15 protein-coding genes are annotated in these 17,666 nt (G+C 61.4%); 5 read left to right on the top strand and 10 right to left on the bottom strand.

What is annotated here, in order from left to right:
• Window positions 1-105: 105 nt before the first annotated feature.
• Together VGL22_RS13850 and VGL22_RS13845 are read left to right on the top strand one after the other, a co-directional pair.
• Window positions 106-366 carry a hypothetical protein gene (locus VGL22_RS13850; protein ID WP_465267521.1) on the top strand — a complete coding sequence of 87 codons (261 nt, stop codon included), beginning with the start codon at window positions 106-108 and terminating at the stop codon, window positions 364-366.
• Between the two features lie 486 nt (window positions 367-852).
• Window positions 853-2,127, top strand: a complete 1,275-nt coding sequence (locus tag VGL22_RS13845) for a DUF763 domain-containing protein (RefSeq protein ID WP_465267520.1) — start codon at window positions 853-855, stop codon at window positions 2,125-2,127.
• On the opposite strand, the gene VGL22_RS13840 is transcribed toward VGL22_RS13845, so the two are convergent.
• From VGL22_RS13840 to VGL22_RS13815, 6 genes are all read right to left on the bottom strand, one after another.
• Window positions 2,106-2,639 (bottom strand): GNAT family N-acetyltransferase, encoded by a 534-nt coding sequence (locus VGL22_RS13840; RefSeq protein ID WP_465267519.1) that lies wholly within the window; start codon window positions 2,637-2,639, stop codon window positions 2,106-2,108. The two genes, VGL22_RS13845 and VGL22_RS13840, sit on opposite strands and share 22 nt — an antisense overlap.
• Before the next feature lie 48 nt (window positions 2,640-2,687).
• Window positions 2,688-3,938, bottom strand: coding sequence for an FtsX-like permease family protein (locus VGL22_RS13835; protein ID WP_465267518.1), 1,251 nt, complete (start codon window positions 3,936-3,938; stop codon window positions 2,688-2,690).
• A gap of 135 nt (window positions 3,939-4,073) precedes the next feature.
• Window positions 4,074-6,326: a hypothetical protein gene (locus VGL22_RS13830; protein ID WP_465267517.1), complete on the bottom strand. Its 2,253-nt coding sequence runs from the start codon at window positions 6,324-6,326 to the stop codon at window positions 4,074-4,076.
• A gap of 169 nt (window positions 6,327-6,495) precedes the next feature.
• Window positions 6,496-6,867 (bottom strand): RNA-binding S4 domain-containing protein, encoded by a 372-nt coding sequence (locus VGL22_RS13825; protein ID WP_465267516.1) that lies wholly within the window; start codon window positions 6,865-6,867, stop codon window positions 6,496-6,498.
• A gap of 165 nt (window positions 6,868-7,032) precedes the next feature.
• Window positions 7,033-8,040, bottom strand: coding sequence for an NAD(P)-dependent alcohol dehydrogenase (locus VGL22_RS13820; protein ID WP_465267515.1), 1,008 nt, complete (start codon window positions 8,038-8,040; stop codon window positions 7,033-7,035).
• Window positions 8,041-8,142: 102 nt separating this feature from the next.
• Window positions 8,143-10,062, bottom strand: coding sequence for a SpoIVB peptidase S55 (locus VGL22_RS13815; protein WP_465267514.1), 1,920 nt, complete (start codon window positions 10,060-10,062; stop codon window positions 8,143-8,145).
• A 128-nt stretch (window positions 10,063-10,190) separates the two neighbouring features.
• Between VGL22_RS13815 and VGL22_RS13810 the strand changes: the two genes are divergently transcribed.
• Window positions 10,191-11,357 (top strand): VWA domain-containing protein, encoded by a 1,167-nt coding sequence (locus VGL22_RS13810; RefSeq protein WP_465267513.1) that lies wholly within the window; start codon window positions 10,191-10,193, stop codon window positions 11,355-11,357.
• A gap of 206 nt (window positions 11,358-11,563) precedes the next feature.
• Here VGL22_RS13810 and VGL22_RS13805 read toward each other — a convergent pair whose 3' ends face one another.
• Window positions 11,564-11,836 carry a hypothetical protein gene (locus tag VGL22_RS13805; protein ID WP_465267512.1) on the bottom strand — a complete coding sequence of 91 codons (273 nt, stop codon included), beginning with the start codon at window positions 11,834-11,836 and terminating at the stop codon, window positions 11,564-11,566.
• Window positions 11,837-12,202: 366 nt separating this feature from the next.
• Between VGL22_RS13805 and VGL22_RS13800 the strand changes: the two genes are divergently transcribed.
• A complete protein-coding gene (locus tag VGL22_RS13800; RefSeq protein ID WP_465267511.1) occupies window positions 12,203-12,571 on the top strand; it encodes a HesB/IscA family protein in 369 nt (122 codons plus the stop codon).
• Window positions 12,572-12,658: 87 nt separating this feature from the next.
• Here VGL22_RS13800 and VGL22_RS13795 read toward each other — a convergent pair whose 3' ends face one another.
• Both VGL22_RS13795 and VGL22_RS13790 read right to left on the bottom strand, forming a co-directional pair.
• Window positions 12,659-13,492, bottom strand: a complete 834-nt coding sequence (locus VGL22_RS13795) for a DUF4097 family beta strand repeat-containing protein (protein WP_465267510.1) — start codon at window positions 13,490-13,492, stop codon at window positions 12,659-12,661.
• Window positions 13,493-13,851: 359 nt separating this feature from the next.
• Window positions 13,852-15,054, bottom strand: coding sequence for an efflux RND transporter periplasmic adaptor subunit (locus tag VGL22_RS13790; protein ID WP_465267509.1), 1,203 nt, complete (start codon window positions 15,052-15,054; stop codon window positions 13,852-13,854).
• A gap of 230 nt (window positions 15,055-15,284) precedes the next feature.
• Between VGL22_RS13790 and VGL22_RS13785 the strand changes: the two genes are divergently transcribed.
• Complete coding sequence (locus tag VGL22_RS13785) at window positions 15,285-16,652, top strand: hemolysin family protein (protein WP_465267508.1); 1,368 nt, start codon at window positions 15,285-15,287, stop codon at window positions 16,650-16,652.
• Between the two features lie 347 nt (window positions 16,653-16,999).
• On the opposite strand, the gene VGL22_RS13780 is transcribed toward VGL22_RS13785, so the two are convergent.
• Entirely contained in the window at window positions 17,000-17,542 is a 543-nt protein-coding gene (locus VGL22_RS13780; RefSeq protein ID WP_465267524.1) for a hydrogenase maturation protease, read from the bottom strand.
• Window positions 17,543-17,666 lie beyond the last annotated feature (124 nt).

Raw genomic sequence — 17,666 nt, 5'->3', positions numbered from 1 at the left:
CCCCTCACCGTTCCACTGTCCTAAATCGAGACACAGTCCCGTACCTTCGTCATTAAAGTCTCCCCGCGTCTCGCCGATGACCCAATTACCGCGAAGGGAGGACTTATGGATATCGGTCCGGTCAACTCGATCCGCCCGGTTTCACCGGTTCGCCCTTCGCCTCCTGGTTTCCGCAATGACTCCGAACTTAGCGGCGTTTTTGCCACCGAGTTCCGCAGTCAGCAGCGCGACGAGAGCTACTCCCAGCGCCGGAATGTCTCCCGCGGGCTCGAGGATGAGGAGACCGACGGCGAATCGAGTGAGGCCGGAACTGCCGGCGAGCTGCAAGTCTCCGACTCGTCCAGCACTATCCGGTTGATTGCTTAGCCGTTGACGAGGGCCTCCACGCCGCCCCGAGGGTGGGGGGGGTGGCATTTACTTTCCTGTAATCCCCTAACGCAGGATTCTGCGCGTGGAGAACGGTCTCAGACGTGGCCATTCCGGAGTTTGGCATTCTAAATGGTGATCTGGATCACCAAGTAAGTCTTTGTAAGTAAATATAAATAAACAAGTTAACCTAAATCGCTGGGCTAAAACCCAAAAAAGGGGCACTCCGTAACTTAGTAGTTATATGTGCCGCTGATTGCATCGTCATGGGTGATACGAGTAAGTCTCCGAAAGCTGTCAGCGGAAGCATAGAAATCCTGTCCGGCCTGTTAGGCCAGCAGAAGAAAGTATGCAGGGTCCGGATGAGGATGGCTGTGAGGGCGGTCACGGGTCACGGGTCGGGGGTCAGGGGTTCAGGGTTCAGGGGTCAGGGGTAAAGGGTAGGAGGAGGGAACCAGGGGTGTACGGGTCGGCGACAATAGAAAGGTGAAGCGCTCCGGCACCGCCGATTTACCACTGCACGGCGGACGTGTCCCCCCATGGCTCGCCACCCGCATGACGGAGCTGGGCACGGCCATCAGCGAGCAGATCATCCTGAACTACGGGCACTCGGAGTTTCTTTCCCGCCTCAGCGACCCTTTCTGGTTCCAGGCATGCGGCGCGGTCATGGGCATGGACTGGCACTCCTCCGGCATCACCACGTCGGTGATGGGAGCTCTCAAGCGCGGCCTCAACCCCCGTTTTTCCGAGCTTGGGCTCCAGATCTGCGGCGGCCGCGGCAGGCACTCCAAGCGAACCCCGGATGAGCTGCGCGACTTCTCCGCCCGCACCGGCCTCGACGGCAACGACCTCGCCCGGACCAGCCGGCTCACCGCCCGGATCGACAATAATGCCATCGCCGACGGCTTCCAGCTCTATCTGCACACCTTTGTCATCCACAGGTCCGGCGAGTGGTCGGTGATTCAGCAGGGCATGAACGGCGCGACCGGCCTGGCGCGCCGCTACCATTGGCATTCGCCTGCGGTGGGCGACTTCGTTCACGATCCGCACACCGCGATTCTGGGCCGTCCCAGGGGTGAGATCCTCAACCTGGTCGACACGCGCGCCACGGCGGCCCAGCAAGCCCTGGTCAGGATCGCCGGTCAGCCTGTGGAAGCCTCGCTCGATGAAGCGCGTCGTCTCGTAATGCCGCGCCACCACGATGTCCGCGCGGAAGACATCGACCTCAAGCGTCTGGGCGCGGTTCTTGCTGTCGCCCACGAGCAGGACCTCCGCGACTTTGCTTCGCTGCTTCTGGTGGAGGGCCTTGGCCCGCGCACTCTGCAATCCCTCGCCCTGATTGCCGAGGTGGTTCACGGCGCGCCCAGCCGCTTTTCTGATCCCGCGCGGTTCTCATGGGCGCACGGGGGCAAAGACGGTCACCCGTTTCCCGTTCCGCTCAAGACCTACGATGAATCGCTTGCGGTCCTGCGCCGCTCGCTTGAAGCTGCCCGCCTTGGCCACACGGAGAAGGTGGACGGTTTCCGCCGTCTCGACCGCCTTACCCGCGCGGTGGAGCAGGATCGCGACCCGCTGGCCGACTTCAGCGCCGCGCTGGAGCATGAGCGCAAGATTTCGCCCTCGCTCAACGGCCGTACGGTTTTCGACGACGGAAGGGGGTTGGACGACAGAAGGGGATTGGGCAAGCGCGGCACCGCGAAGCGCAAGGCCGCCGACCCGCAGTTATCGTTGTTTCCGGCTCAGGATCGCGAGACGACGTAACGTCGCGAAACCATGTCGAGATCCGGCCAGAAATAGGCGCTTTCCATGAGCGTGACGCCGCCGATTTCGATCTGCCTGGAGCGCCCGAACTGAGCTCCCATTCGCGTATAGAACGCCTTCGCGGGGTTCTTCGCGAGCACCCACACTTCCATCTTCCTGAAGCCGCGACGCTTCAGAGCGTGCGCAAGCTCGCGGACTAAATCTCTGCCGATCTTCAGGCGTTGATCGTCTTTCAACAGGTAGATGGCGTAGAGTTCCCCGTCGCAGTGCTGGGCGCGATCCCGGCTTCTGCCGCCCGCAACGAATCCGATGACGTTGCCCTCACGCTCCGCAACGAATACTTCCAACTCTTCGCCCAGCAGGCTTTTCCAGTGCTCAGCGCGTTCCTCTTCGTTCAGGCTGTCAAGATACGCGCCCGGAACAATCCCCGCGTAGGTGCTGCGCCAGCTTTGCACGTGGACGTGCGCGATCCCGGCCGCATCGTACGGCTCAGCTCTTCTTATGAGGATCATGGTGTTCCGTACTTTAGCACGATAGCGGCTTGGCTACCGTGCGGCCGGTCACTCGTAACGCAGCGCTTCCGCAGGCAGTATCCGCGAAGCCGCCACTGAGGGATACAGCGTCGCCAGCAGCGAAATTCCAATGGATACCGCAGCCACAATCACGCCATCGACGGCGCGCGGGGCAAACGGCAGCCGGTCGATCGAATACACTTCCGCGGAGAGGTGAATGAAGTGGTAGTGGCCGCCTGCCCACGACGCTACGTAGCCCAACACCAGGCCCAGCACGGTTCCCACCACGCTGATGAGCAAGCCCTGCATGAGGAAGATCCTCCGCACCTGTGCGGGGTCCACGCCAAAGCTCATCAGCACCGCGATATCGCGCGTCTTTTCCATCACCATCATGGTGAGCGCGATGAGAATATTCAGCGCGGCCACAATCACAATCAGAGTGATGATGATGAAGGTCACGACCTGCTCGAGCCTGAGAGCCCGGAACAGCTCGCGGTTCTGCTCCATCCAGTTGTTGGTCATGAAGCCTTTGCCGGCGGCCTGCTCGATGGCGCGTCCCACTTCGGGCGCGCGATTCAGATCGTCGATCTTGAAGCTGATTACTGAAAGCAGATCCGGCTCGTCGAAAAGCCGTTGCGCATCGGCGAGCCGAATGAAGCCCATGGTCGCGTCGTACTGATAGAAGCCGGAGTGATAGGTGCCCACCAGCCGGAAGGGCACCCATTTGGGGATGACGCCATAGGGCGTCATTTCGCCTTGCGGACTGATCAGCGTTACACGATCGCCCACGGTGGCGCCCACCGTCTCTGCCAGATCCGATCCCAGCACAATGGGAGGCAACTCGCCCGGTTGCGGTGTGAAGCCCGCCGGCAGCGGCTGCAGCGCCTGAACCGAACCCCGCGTGGCCTGTTTGAGCAGCGTGCTTACGGTGATCTCCTGGTCGGGTAGAACACCTTCGATCAGCGCCCCGCCATCGCGTGCTCCGCGAGCCACCAGCACCTGCTCATACAGGCCAGGCGAAGCAGCCGTCACGTGGGGCAACTGGCGCATCCGCTCCAGCAGCGGCCGCCAGTTGCGGATACCATCGCCGGCCACACGCATCAGTTGCACGTGGGCGCTGGTGTCCACCAGGCGGTCCTGCAGGTCGCGCCGCATGCCGTTGGTGATTGCCAGGGCGATGATGAGCGCTGCTACGCCGGCCGCGACACCGGCTATCGAAATGGAGGTGACAACCCCCACGACTGCCTGGCGGCGCTTGGCCCGCAGATACCGCCCCGCGACAAACAGCTCAAACCGCATCGTTCAACCTTTGCCGAATCATCATCACCGAACCAGGTATCCGGAGCGCAGATCGCACCCTAGGTACTTTGTGATCCTGAGCGCTGCGAAGGACCGGCTTGCCGGTCCTCACGTCGAGCGCAGCCGAAGACGAACCTATTTGGCGCCGCCAGCGGACTGGAACATGGTCTTCGCCAACCCTACATTTTCATGACGGTCATACACCCGCACCGTGAGCAAATGCTCGCCCGCCTTGCCGTTGAAGGCCGCATCCGGAATGCGAAAATCGTAGTGTTCCCTGCGCGAATCCGACAGCGCTCCCACGGGTTCCACATACTGCCACGGCCCCGCATCCAGCGAGTACTCCGCTTTTACTACCGCCGACAGGTCATCCTCGGCGTCAAATGTCACCTGCGCCGCACATGGGCCTTTGGCGCATGGCGCATCCTCCGCAGCTTTCAGCCCCGTGATCACCGGCGGGGTCGTATCCACCTCGAACCGCTCACTGATCTTTTCGCCGCTCAGCGCGTCTGCCGGTGTATGCGAGGGCGCATCGGTCGCAACAATGCGCATCTGGTAGCCGCCGTCGGGAAGCAGTGTCTGGTCGAAGCTGTACGCCTTGTCGGTCACGTTGTCTTTCAGCAGCCGCCATACGTGCTCGCCATCGCCACGCAGATAGAGCGAGAAGGTCAGATCGTCGCCGTTGTCATCGTGCGCTGCCCACCGCGCAGTGATGGCGGTACGATCCTTGGTAGCCGTAATCGAGCTGGCAGGGGTTCCGCTTTCGAATGACACCGTGCCGGCCGCACTGGTTGAGGGCAGGGAGATGTTGACGGTCTGCGATTGCCCGGACTGCTGTGCCTGCGGTGTGATGCGTGCGCCCGGCACTACCACCATGTCGTCTACCACGGGTGCCGCATTCACCGCCAAGTAATTCACGCCAACGCCGCCCAGGGCGCCGCCCTTGTGCAGCACCGCCTTCCACTGGAGGAATCGACCGAGCGGTGACGCCACTGTGCCGGCGTTCAACGGCTGCCAATCACTCCATCCGCGCACGGGCTGCTCCACATTGCCGCTGCGCGTCATCAACTCGTAACCCGCGGACCCGGGCTCAATCTCTACGCGGCCAAACCGCGCCAGTGCGCCCGCATCCAGCACATCGCTGAGATACTCATGCTTTTCCTGTGCGCCGAACGCAAACAGCTTGCCGGTGTTCCCGGTGGCAATCAGGACGTTGCCATTTGCGCCGCCGGCCATCGCCAGCCCCTGCTGCGCCTCCAGATGGGCCACATCCGCGTAATCGCCGTTCTCCTGGATGCGGAACACGCGCCCGCGATTGCCGGTGAGGGCCAGCAGGCCGTCGGCCTCCGCTACCAGGGAGTACACTACCTCATCTTTGCCGCTCCAGATTTTGCGGGGCGCCTGCCCTTCTTTCAGGGCGTAGATCTCCGTGCCCTCGGGTGCTGAAGTGCTGGCGTTGGCTGCCTGCACCGTGCCTGGCTGCACGACCGTGAATGTGACCACGCCCGTGCCCTGAACCGGTAGCGGGGGCAGGGGATTGCGCGACTTGTCTCCCACGCTGGCCGCATAGATGGTGCCGTTTGCGGCGACGGCGATCGCCGGAATTTCGCGACGCGGGGCTTCGAACAGCACGTATCCCTTGCCGTCAGGGCTGATGCGATAGACCAGTCCGCTGCCATCCGAACCTGCAATGAGATTGCCGTTCTTGTCCCAGGCCAGCGCGCGGATGTGCTGCTCATCGCTTCGGAAGAAGAGTTCCGGCTGCGCGCCCGGCTTGCCCGCGTCCACGCGATACACAGCGCCCGGCCCTCCTGTGGCGATGTACAAGCGGCCGGCTGAGTCGAACGTCATGTCCCACACGTAGCGCGACTTCGACGAGTCCTTTGCTGCGGCTTTCTCGTCAGGGCTCTTGTCATCCGCAGCCTTGGGCGGTTCCGCGCCGTGAACTTTCATGGGATCGAAGACCACGGTTGCGCTCGCATCATCCTGCTTTGACGATGCGCCGGGGTTCAGCCTGTAGACCTTCCCGCTGGGCATGGTGGCGGCGTAGAGGGCGCCGTCCGGTCCCAGCCGCACCACTTGGACGCTGAGGTCCCTGGTCTCAAACAGCGTCACCGATTTGCCATCCAGGCCTACGCGGAGAACCGTTGCCGGCGATCCAGTCCCCAGGTACATGGTCCCATTTTTGCCGGCTGCAACCGACCACGCGAACGTCGACGGAGTCGTGAGAATCTCCCGCAAGCCGGGCGCCTCATGCAGAGTGCCGTCGCTGGCCAGGGCTACCCCCAGCGGTGTGCCTTTTTCGAACTCGTCAATCCGCGATTGCGTCCACAGATGCGTTCCTTGTGCGCGGGCGGGAGCCAGGCCGGCGGCGGAGGCAAAGACCACCGTGCCCGCGGCTATGAGAAGTAAAGAGGGAATGCGGGTACGTTGACCGGCTGCTATCACCATGCTGCAGTTGAGTCTACTAAACGTGGCGTTATGAGTGGTGGTCGGGGGCGGGTGGTCCGTCAGGTGGGCAGGTGATCAGGTGATTCGTCAGGTGGTCAGGTGGTCGCTAACTTCCGCCGCGGAACTGAATGATCCTGCGACGATCCTTTTTGCTCGGACGGCGGTCGGGCAAGGGCATGAACTCCTGCATCGCCTTGCGCTCGGCGGCCGCTTTGGCCCGTGCTTCCTTGCTGGCCTCGGTCTCACGAAAGAGCGCTTGCGCTTTGGCGGCCGGCCCGCGGATCTCGCTCAGGCCCAGAACCTCGACATCGAAGTCGCCACCCTCGTTCTTGATCTGCAGCATCTCGCCGGGTTTGACGTCGCGCGCCGGCTTGGCCTCGGTTCCATGCGAGCGGATGCGGCCCAGGTCGCAGGCCTTCGCCGCCAGCGCCCGCGTCTTGAAAAAGCGCGCGGCCCAGAGCCACTTGTCGATGCGCATGGATGTTGGCGATGTGTTCACACGTGTCCCCAGGCTGGGATCCGGCTATTCCGGATTGCGATGTGATCCTGTTTGCAGTGCAGCCCGCTGCTCTGAAGCTCTGCGTCAGCGAACGGGTGACCACAGCAGGGTCGACTGATCCGGCGCCTGGGAGTGAGAGCCGCGTCAGTTGGCGAGCACGGCGCGATATCGCACTTTGTTCTTTTTGACTCGCTCGATTGCTTCGTTCACCTTGCCCATGGCGAAACGCTCGGTTTTGGCCTTTACGCCGTGGCGGGCTGCCACGTCCAGCATCTCGCGGATGCGATGCGGGGGCCCGATCGGACTCCCGGTTACAGTCCGAACGCCAGAGATCATCGGAAATGCGTGCAGGGTGACAGGCGATGGCGGAACTCCTACGAAGCACAGCGTCCCATTGGGCCGCAGGGCCTGCATGTAGACGCCCCAATCCTGATCCGCATTCACCGTGCTGACGATGAAGTCAAGGGAGCAGGCCACATCCTTCAGGGCCCGGGTCTCACGAGTATTCACGAAGCGGTGAGCGCCGAGCGCGCGCGCTTCTTCTTCCTTAGCCGAGGACGTAGAGAACGCGGTGACCTCTGCGCCGAACACCCGCGCAAATTGTACGGCCAGGTGGCCCAGACCGCCAATGCCGATCACCCCGACACGCGAGGACGGATTGACGCCGTGGCTGCGGAGCGGGTTGTAAACAGTGATGCCGCCGCACAGCAGGGGGGCGGCGTTCTCGCTTTCCAGCGCCTCGGGGATGGGCATGACAAAGCGGGCATTGGCGCGTACCCGGTCCGCATAGCCGCCGTGCCGGTGCACGCACGTCGCCTCCGACTTCAGGCAGAGATTTTCCAATCCCCTGGTGCACCACTCGCACTCGCCACAGGAGTTCGACTGCCAACCCAACCCCACGCGCTTGCCCACCTCGAGGGAATGAACTTCCGCTCCAACCGCATTCACCATTCCGATGATTTCGTGCCCCGGAATGAACGGAAAATGGCTGATGCCCCAGTCGTTCGTAATCAGATGAAGATCGCTGTGGCAGATGCCGCAATGCGAAATTGCAATCTCTACATCATGGGGTCCCAATGATCCTGGGTCGTAGCGAAAAGGCAGAAGCTCGGCTCCTGCCGCGTGAGCTGCTAATCCTTGTATTGGGGCCATCGTTCTGGATCCTCGCTGGTTTGCAAGAAACGCCGGTAACCGCAGTCGTCCCGGGTTCCTGGGTAAAGGAAACTCACAAAAATTTAAGGTGCTCGTCTGAGCTTAGTCTACCCCGCCGCCCGATTCAAGGCGCAGGGTTAACACCTGGAACCCGTTCAGCACGCCCCCGGCGGGAGCATCGGCGGCCGGCTCGGCTGACTCTCCATTAAGCGTCACATCCTGTGCGGCCCGCATTGGTTCCAGCGCGTTGGCCAGGGAGATGGGAACACTCGAGAGGGTTTGGCCCTCCATGCCCGCCTGGGTCTCAGGCACGAGCAAGCTGATGTAAATGCGGTCCTGGGTATGCTGATTGCGTGCTTCAGTCAGCGTGGTCTCCATGTCCACGGGGCGAGGCATCACCCTTGGCTGCGACATGGTGCGGTCCAGCGTGCCCGAGTCTGACACCAGCACGCGCAGATTGCCGGCCTGCAAGCGCGCCGGAACTTTGAATGCCACCCGAACGTTGCGCTCCGGCTGCTGCCACGGCCTGAGGGTCGCCTCCACTGTGACGGTGTCGCCGGGATGAACGATATTGCCCGACGTGAATCGGGCCGATTCCAGATCCACCGAGGTGCGCCTGGGAATTGCCTCTACATTCAAGTTGACAGCACGCACGGAGCCCTGGCGCGCTCCGTTCGAGTAGAGTCTCTGGAAGCGGTCGCCCGCCAGCATGGCCGCGGCGAGTTGCGGCGGCAGCCCCTCTCCGCCGCCAGCCCACACGTCCACCGGCGAGGGCGGGTATCCTTCCACGTCGATGCTGCCGGTTACGTGATAGCTCATGTCCGCGGCGCTTTCATTGGTCTGCAGCAGTGTCTCGTAAAGGCTCACCAGCATGGCCTGCGCGGTCAGGGAGGGCAGGTCGAGCACCTCGACACTGAGCTTCCGCGTTTTCTGGCCGGAACGAACGGCGATGTGGACGGGGATCATGTGCGCTGTGGCCCCCAGCACGCCGCGGATTGCCGCGTCGCGATCCTCAGTGAACGCGCCGATGGTCTGGCCGGTATTGACAATCTTGAAGGCGTTCAGCGGGGACGCCAGAGTCGCTATCACCTCTGTGGCCGTCATGGGCAGCGACACCGGACCGGCCTGGAGAAACGGATGGCCGCAGGCCAGCAACTGTTTGGGATCGATATAGGTTACGGTGCAGGTGGCGGCGATCTCCAGGTCTCCTCGCACCAGTTGCGCGCTCACAGCGGAGCCGGGAATGATGCCCGCGGCGGCCGCAGAAACGAGCTTGCCCGGCTTTGATCCTGCGCCGCCGCCGGCAGCGACCATCTCCAGCCCGGTGCCGGCCATCTTCTGTTTCCACAAGCTGATCGCGTCTGGATGGAAGCCGCTCATCACCAGCGGCGTCTCCATGGGAGTGAAGGCGGTCTCTTCTCCCATGGGGCTGGATTGCTTTGCTCTGGGCAATTCCGCAAGCTGGGTGTGCTCCGCGATGGGGATATCCCGCACTTCAAGCATCTGGGCAATCGGGGTAATGCCGGCAATGGGGTCCTTGCTGAACTGGCCGATGCGATAGGAAAGGGAGCCGAGGAGCTTGTCGCCGACGTACACGGGGCTGCCGCTCATTCCGGCCACCACGCCGGTGTACTCAGGCTTGGCGCCATGGAGCTGCGCAAGGATCATGTCGTGCCCGGGCCCGCGGGCGCCCTTCAGCACGCCCAGAATTTCCACCTGCATGGGTTCAGGCTTTGTGCCCTGGAAAACGGTCCAGGCGATGGCGGTCATGCCGCGATGAACTTCGCTCAGGGGGAAGAACCCCCCGGTTGACGGCGGAGGTCCAGCGGCAACGTCCGCAGACTGAGAGCAAAGCGAGCCAGGCCAGGCCATCCCCATCAGCAAGGCCGCGGACGCAAAAAGGCGCAGCCGGTTGTCCTTCATGCCGTTTCCCACGTCTATAACTGTAAACCGGCGTTCCGGCCGATCCCGTGAGCCGGGATACAGACCTGATCCCGCACCGTACGCGCGGGGGCGGCACATTCGCCGGTCCTGCTGGTTCTATCTACAATGAATTCGAGCCGCGTATGCTGTTGAGCACAGAGGTTGTCATGCCCAGGAAGTACCCTTTCGCACGATTCGGCGATCGCATCAAGGTTGATTCTCCCGTCTTGTCTTTTGTCTTGCTGGTTGCAACTGCGCTGGCTTTGGTTCCCGCAGTCGCCGGGGCCCAAAATCCTGCGCCCGCCCCTCAGAAGCCGCAGCAGCCCGATCAGACGGCCCCTGATTCGGGGGGGCCCACCGGCGATAACGGATCCATTGCGCTCCCCAAAAAGAAAGAATCCACCGATACGCCTCCGCCGCCCGCTCCGGCTGAGCCGAAGTTTAAAAACCCTGAAAACGTACCTACTTACAACCTGCGCGTCGAAGTGCCGGAAGTGACGGTGGACGTGGGCGTGATCGTCGAAAAGACCCACCAGTTTGTGCCGGGTCTCAAGCCCACCAATTTCAAGGTGTTTGAAGACGGTGTGGAACAGAAGGTGACCGGGTTCAAGCGGGTGGAAGCTCCCATCACCGTGCTGATGCTCTGCGAATTTGCCGGCAGCAATTACACCTACGCCTTCAATTACGACATGCTGAATGCGGCCTGGTCGTTTGCCTCGCAACTGCGTCCAGACGACTACGCGGCGCTCATGACGTACGACATGAGGACCCACATTATCACCGACTTCACGAAGGACAAGGGACAAGTCTTCGAGGCCATCCGGCAGCTCATGATTCCGGGGTTCAACGAGCGGAACATGTTCGACGCCGTCTCAGAGGCCATCGACCGTCTGAGCCGCATTGAAGGCCGCAAGTACATTGTCCTCATCGGATCAGGCCGCGACACTTTTTCGAAGCTGACCTGGGATCAGGCGCTGAAGAAGGTGAGAGCGACGAGGGACATTACCATCTACACGATATCCACCGGCGGTGCGCTGCGCGCCATGACCGAAGGGGGAGGCGGCTGGACCTCCCAGATGCGCGACATGGATTATCTGCAGGCCGACAACGAGATGAAGACCATCGCGCACATTACCGGGGGAGAGTTCTATCAGCCGCGCTTCGTCGCCGAGATGCCGGAGGATTTTGGGGACATTAACAAGAACATCCGCTCCAAGTACCAGCTCCTCTATCACCCCAGCAACGCCAAGCAGGATGGCACCTACCGCAAACTGCGGGTCGAACTGGTGGACGACGAGGGCAAGCCGCTTCGGTTCCAGGATGAGAAGCACCATCCACTGAAATACGACATTATTGCCCGCGACGGCTACAAAGCCCGGCCCGAGGTCGAGTAAGAGCAATGCTCTGGAAGAGGGAGGCGGGACGCAGCCATGGGCCGTGTCCCGCCTTTTCTTTTTGCCTGCCCGCCACCAAGATTCAGCACGCGAGGATTCAGCACGCGAGGATTCAGCACGCGAGCGCAAAGAAAGACAGAACGAGCGGACTCCTGTGGAATCGGCGGCTCCAGCCCTCGCTCCAGCGCTCGCTCCAGAATCAAGTCTTACTTGAACTGGTTAACGATGTCGTAGATGTAGTAGCCGATGACGAACAGCGTGGCTACGATGGTGATCGCCATCATGCCGCGCAGGATCGGTTGAACCTTGTTGACTCTTTCAACGATGGCGGCCTGAGCCGTCCGTTCATGGCTGAAGGCGTCGTCGATGAAGATCTGGTCTTCTTCATCGCGCTCGAGCCGTGACCGATAGAGCCAAACCGATGCCAGGATCAGTACCATGGCACCCCAGACCGTCCACATGACAGGTACAAACGTCATAACCACCTCCGGAACTTGCCGGTCCCAGAACCCGCGTCCCCGTCAGGGGAATTTCGCGGCGATCGTGAGTAGTGGGGCCTTTCGGTGCACTATCATAGCTCCGCTTGGGTGGGCGCAGCGTGACAGAGATCACTGTCGTTTGATGTGGGCAAAAGCTGCAATAGGATCAAAGCAGTCCGAAAACTCCTGACGAGCCCATGCCCGGTTCGGATGGATTTGGGGTATCCGGCAGGAAGCGAAAGGATTCCGAACCCCGGGACGGGGTCGTAGCATCCAATGGAACGGTTCTCCGATCGGGCCTTGTTTCCCGGTTCCGGGGCCGGTAGAGTAATAAGCAGGACAGAATTTCAAGATTTGGGAGAAAAAATGGCCACCATAGCCACCACACCCGTTGAGGAAACCAAGAAGGCCCCTCTTTTTCTGACGCCGCAGGCTATCGCGAAGGTCCGCGAGATCATGGCGACCCAGGATCCGATTCCCGCCGGGCTGCGCATTGGCGTGGTCGGCGGCGGCTGCTCCGGCTTTCAGTACTCGATGGCCTTTGAAAACCAGGGCGGCATGATGGACAAGGTCTTCAGCTTCGACGACCTGAAGGTCTTTGTCGACGCGACGTCGCTGATGTACCTGAACGGCTGCACCGTCGATTACGTCGAGACGCTCGAGGCCGCCGGCTTCAAGTTCGAGAATCCCCAGGTTAAGTCGACCTGCGGTTGCGGCTCTTCCTTTAACGTCTAAGCTGCGGGTTTGGATTACTCCGTCCGCAAAAAGCCCGCCTTGTGGCGGGCTTTTGCGTCTTCAGGCAGCGTGTTTGAAGGCGCGGTTTCAGTGGATGCGAATGTCGCCAGAGCCTGTCTCGAGGCGCACCGTGGGGCCGCCCCCGCCCACTTTGCCGGTGATATGGTGCTTATCGAAGGAGCCCTGAACCGACATTTCACGGTCACTGTGAACGGTGCCCGAGCCGGTGGAAGCGTCAAGGGTGAAGCCGCCGGTGCCGGGCCACAGTTCAATGCTGCCCGAGCCGGTTCCGAGCTTCCAGTCGGAGCTGGGGGAACCGGAAGCTTTGATATCGCCGGACCCGGTGTTGGCCCGCAGTGCGCCGTGCAGGTCGCGAAGTTCGATGCTGCCTGAGCCGGTTTCAGCCTTCACGTCGCCCGCGCTGGACTGCTCGGCGAAGATATTGCCGGAGCCGGTTCCTACGCTGAAGCTGCCTTTAAGCCCGGTGGCGTGAATGTTGCCGGAGCCGCTGCTGAGCTTGGCATTCTGACCGACTCCATCGTCGGTGACGTTGCCGGACCCGGAGCCGGCTTCGAGGAAGGCATCTGCCGGAGCTTCGATGTCATAGTCAATGCTGATGTTATGCAGGTTCTCGTGATGCGCGCCGATGCGGATGATATTGCCGGTCTGCTCAATCGGGGGGTTGGAGGCGATTTGCTGTACGCGTTCCTCGCTGCCGCCCCAGTTGGACTTTACATGGCCGTGGATCTTGATCTGCGTACCGGAACCCTGGGTGAGATGGACATTGCCGGACCCGGTGCTTACGTTGAGCTCCACGCGGCCGTTCACGGTGAGGGTGCGATCGAACGTGGCTTCAGAAGCCAGCGCGGGAATGGTGGCCAGAGCAAGCATCGCTGCTGCTGCGATTGCGATCTTCTTCATGTCTGTTCCTCGGTGCGTGAGTAGTTGGTGTCTGTAATCGAGAGGTCAGTGATCAGGCGATCCCGGTTCTGACTGGTCGACAACGAAGGTCGGGTGCGGTCTCTTCAGGCAAATTGTTCCATGCGCTTGGGTGCAACGGAGCTGCCAAACGGCCGGCAAGCGCAACGACTTTGGATTCAGCGTTTTGGCTGCTCGCTAAGGTAACGGCACCGCAGCTTGAGATGTTCGATTTCGAACAGCTGTGTGCTGCGGTGGACATTCGCTTCTATGAATCAAGCCGATGAATCAAGCCGACGAATCAAGCCGACGAAGCAAGCCGACCATCTGAAACCTGATTCCCTGGTCATCGGACCAGAGCTTTACTGCTGCAGGACCACCTGGTCGCCTTCCTTCAGGCCGCTGAGAACCTCTGTTTTCGACCCATCGGACAGTCCGACCTTGACGGAGACCTTGCGCTTGCCTTCTTTTTGACTCTTGTCGGGCACCTCGACCGATGCATTCTTCTGGTTGTCATACATCACGGCGTTCTCAGGAATGTTAAGGACACCCTTGTGCTCGTCGAGAAGGATCTCGGCATTGGCCGTCATGTTGGCTTTCAGTTCGCCGCCAGGATTGTCGATGGAGACGCGCACCTCGAAGGTGGTTACGTTGTCCTTTTCCACTCCGAGCGGGGCGATTTTGGTAACACGCCCGTTGAAGACACGGTCTCGGAAGCTCTCCACCTTGATGCGCGCGGCCTGGTTCATGTAGACGTGCGCGATGTCGGCTTCGTCTACTTTGCCCTGCACGTAAACCTGCGTCGTGTCGCCTTCCGTCATGACCAGGGTTGCGGTAGATCCGAGCACGAGGATGGAGCTGACGGCGTCGCCCATCTCCACGTCGCGGGAAAGAATCACGCCGTCCATGGGTGCAACGATGGTGGTGTAACTGAGCTGCTCCTGGAGTTGTTTGAGGCTGGCCTGGCTCTGCATCACCTGGGCGCGGGCCTGTTTCAGCTTGGCGTTGTCGACCACGATCTGGGCACGGGCGCCGTCACGCCTATTGCCCGCGGCGAGATAGTCCTTGTTGGCGTTGTCGAGCGCCTGCTGGCTGACCACGCCTTCCTTAGCCATCTGCAGGTTGCGGTCGAGGGTCTGCTTGTACATGGGCAGATCGGGGGCGGCGGCATTGACCTTATCCTGCTCGATGTTGGCTTCGTAGGTGCCGACGTTGGCTTCAGCGGAGGCGAGCGCGGCCTTCTGGGCTTCCACCTGGGCGAGAATCTCCTGCTGATCGAGTTCGGCGAGCGGCTGGCCTTTGTGAACATGGTTATTGATGTCGGCAAAGAGCTTTTCTACTATGCCGGAGGCTTTGGATTTGACTTCCACCTTGGTAATGGGCTGAATCTTACCTGTTGCAATCACTGAGCGTGCAACGTCCCCGCGGATTACCTTGGCGATTTTGTTGGGGTCAATGGAGCCGCCCGACACCATGCGTGCGACGGCAACTCCGCCCGCGCCGATGATGACCACCGCAATGGCGACGACCCAAATCCAGATTCTTTTGCTTTTCCGCGCAGCCACTGGATACCTCCCCGCGGCTCAGGCCGCAATTTACGGACGTTGAGGATTACGAAAGGACGCTGCGGTCCCGCACCTGGAGCGATGACCAGCCAGGCGAGCGGCGCTCTGTCGGCAGACATTGTCTGCGCATGCAGCCTGATACGCAGCGGCACCAAAGTTGGTTCCCCTGGGCGTGCGCCGATGTCCAGCCTCGCACCAAATGCTATTCTCTGAACGAGATGCACGGGCCTGTGCTGCTGCAATGCGTCGCTGTCGCCATGCTCGTTGTGGCCAACGGATTTTTTGTGGCCGCGGAGTTCGCTCTCGTGTCGGTCCGCGACACCAGAATTCAGCAACTGCTGGAAGCGCAGGTGCCGGGAGCGCGCGCAGTCAGGCGGCTGCAGCACGATCTGGACGACTTTCTACCCGCAGTGCAGTTGGGTGTGACGCTGTGCTCTCTGGCGCTCGGCTGGATTGGCGAGCCGCTGGCCTCCCAAGGATTTTTGGCATTATTTGGGATGCTTCCGGATCCGCCGTCGCACGCCCACCTCTACGCGCACGTTTTGTCCCTGACCGCAGTGGCGCTGGGCTTCTGCGCCATCACGTACTTCCATGTAGTGGCGGGAGAACTGGTGCCGAAGTCGCTGGCGCTGCGGAGGGCCGAGGCGCTGGCCGTTGCGGTAGCGCCGCCGATGCTGCTGTTTATGCGGCTGGCGCGGCCGGCAGTGCGGCTGCTGAGCCGGTCGGCGGGTGTAGTGCTGAGGGGGTTCGACATCCCGGTGACCGAGCGGGCTTCAGTCCACTCGCCGGAGGAACTCAAGCTGCTGGCCACGGCGGCGCGGCGCATGGGGGTGCTGCCCAGGTTCCAGGAGACGCTGGTGCATCGCGCACTTGAGCTGAACGATGTTCCAGTACGCGAGATCATGACACCGCGGCAGAAAATTCTCTCACTGCCCTCAAACATGCTGATCGAGGAAGCTGCTGCCAGGGTGATCGAACTGCTGCACTCGCGTGTGCCGGTGTACGACGAATCGCGCGGCCCGGAGCATATTGTGGGCGTGGTGTATTCCAAGGACCTGTCGCGGCTGATGTTCTTCCGGCGGGGCGGCCAGCGCGGAGTCGCGCCGCCGGTTACTCCATTTGTGCAACTGCGCCTGAGCCAGATTATGCGCGAGGTACTGGTGGTGCCGGAGACGAAGTCGGCACTGGACCTGCTGCGGGAGTTTCAGAAGCGGCGGAGGCATCTTGCCATTGTGGTGGATGAATATGGATCGACGGTGGGATTGGTGACGGCGGAGGATGCCATCGAGCAGCTGACGGGAGAGATCGACGACGAGTTCGACGATCCGGCGCGGCCGCTGATAATGGGGGCCAAGGGTGTGTTTGTGCTGGATGGAGGCGCGAACCTTCGCGATCTGGAGACACAGATGCAATGGGACCTGCCGCGCGATGGAGGCGTGGAGACGCTGGCTGGATTCATGCTCACGCGGTTGGGGCACATCCCCGCGCCGGGGGAGTCAGTGGATTACGAGACGCGCCGGCTTACGGTGGCGGAGATGGATGGACGAAGGATCAGCAAGGTGCGGGTGGAACCGCTGGAGAGCTCGAAATCAGCTTGATGCTTTAATAGCTGTTTTCAACTGCTCGCGCGAACATAGTTTTTTGCAGCCGATGTGAAGCTCACGAGACGTATTGGCATCGACACTCGGCGAGCTGCCGCGATCTTGTGGCGCCCGTCGATGACATAGCGGGTGTAGCACCAATGCTCAACTATGTCAGGTTCTGGATCTCCGTTGAACATCGCAGAGGCTTTCACGTCCAACACCGATATCGCTACCGCCGTCGATTTGTTCCCATGCCCGAGTCATGCTGAATATTCGTCGACGACGTTCTTGCGAAGCCAATTCTCAGGGAACATCGGGACGTGTCACGCAAGTGAGGCTGCTCAGGATCACAAGCAGCTGACTTACACGTTGAGTTCGGCGAGGATGTGCTGCACCACCTCATCCCGTGCTCGCTCGCATTCCTCGGATAGATCCATGGAGATGGGCTGGCGGGGGTCGATGCTGATGGCGTAGAGGATGACGTCGCGACTGCCTCCCTGAATGTAAAACGCGTCGAGGAGGTCCTTGACACCGATGTCGTGCGCGGTGAGCGTAGGGGGATAGTCCTTTACGAACCTGGGCGTCGTGCGGGTGACTGTGCCGTAGGGGTTCTCGTCGGCTGTTGCATCGATGAGGAAGATGCGGTCGGCCTGTTGGAGAGGTTCGAGGAGGATGAAGCCGCCGGTGCCGCCGTCGAGGCATTCCACATCAGGCGGCAGGGGTTGCTGCTCGAGGGCGCGCACGGTGTGGACGCCGACGCCTTCGTCGCCCATGATGACGTTGCCGAGGCCGAGGATGAGGGTTTTGAGTGTGAACGGGGGAATGGCGGGCCTCCGGGAATGCTCGTGGCAGGTTCTGGGAGGTGAAAGGCAGATTTCCTCCGGGAATGAAAGAAAGAACGGCAACAGCAAAGGCGAAAGCGGGTGCTTCGGTGCGCTCAGGATGACAAGGTTTGGAGCGGGTGGCGTCCCGCTCTAACCACTATCACAACAACGAAAGCAAAAGGAAACGCAAAAGCAATAGCGGGTC

The sequence above is a fragment of the Occallatibacter sp. genome, assembly GCF_036502485.1.
Lineage (GTDB): Bacteria > Acidobacteriota > Terriglobia > Terriglobales > Acidobacteriaceae > Telmatobacter.
Note: the sequence above shows the minus strand (reverse complement) of the source record. Positions and strands in the feature narration are given on the sequence as shown.

Coding starts and splice junctions, on each gene's coding strand:
- VGL22_RS13850 (WP_465267521.1), top strand. CDS start 106: ATGGATATCGGTCCGGTCAACTCGATCCGCCCGGTTTCACCGGTTCGC.
- VGL22_RS13840 (WP_465267519.1), bottom strand. CDS start 2,639: ATGATCCTCATAAGAAGAGCTGAGCCGTACGATGCGGCCGGGATCGCG.
- VGL22_RS13835 (WP_465267518.1), bottom strand. CDS start 3,938: ATGCGGTTTGAGCTGTTTGTCGCGGGGCGGTATCTGCGGGCCAAGCGC.
- VGL22_RS13825 (WP_465267516.1), bottom strand. CDS start 6,867: ATGCGCATCGACAAGTGGCTCTGGGCCGCGCGCTTTTTCAAGACGCGG.
- VGL22_RS13820 (WP_465267515.1), bottom strand. CDS start 8,040: ATGGCCCCAATACAAGGATTAGCAGCTCACGCGGCAGGAGCCGAGCTT.
- VGL22_RS13815 (WP_465267514.1), bottom strand. CDS start 10,062: ATGTGCCGCCCCCGCGCGTACGGTGCGGGATCAGGTCTGTATCCCGGC.
- VGL22_RS13805 (WP_465267512.1), bottom strand. CDS start 11,836: ATGACGTTTGTACCTGTCATGTGGACGGTCTGGGGTGCCATGGTACTG.
- VGL22_RS13800 (WP_465267511.1), top strand. CDS start 12,203: ATGGCCACCATAGCCACCACACCCGTTGAGGAAACCAAGAAGGCCCCT.
- VGL22_RS13795 (WP_465267510.1), bottom strand. CDS start 13,492: ATGAAGAAGATCGCAATCGCAGCAGCAGCGATGCTTGCTCTGGCCACC.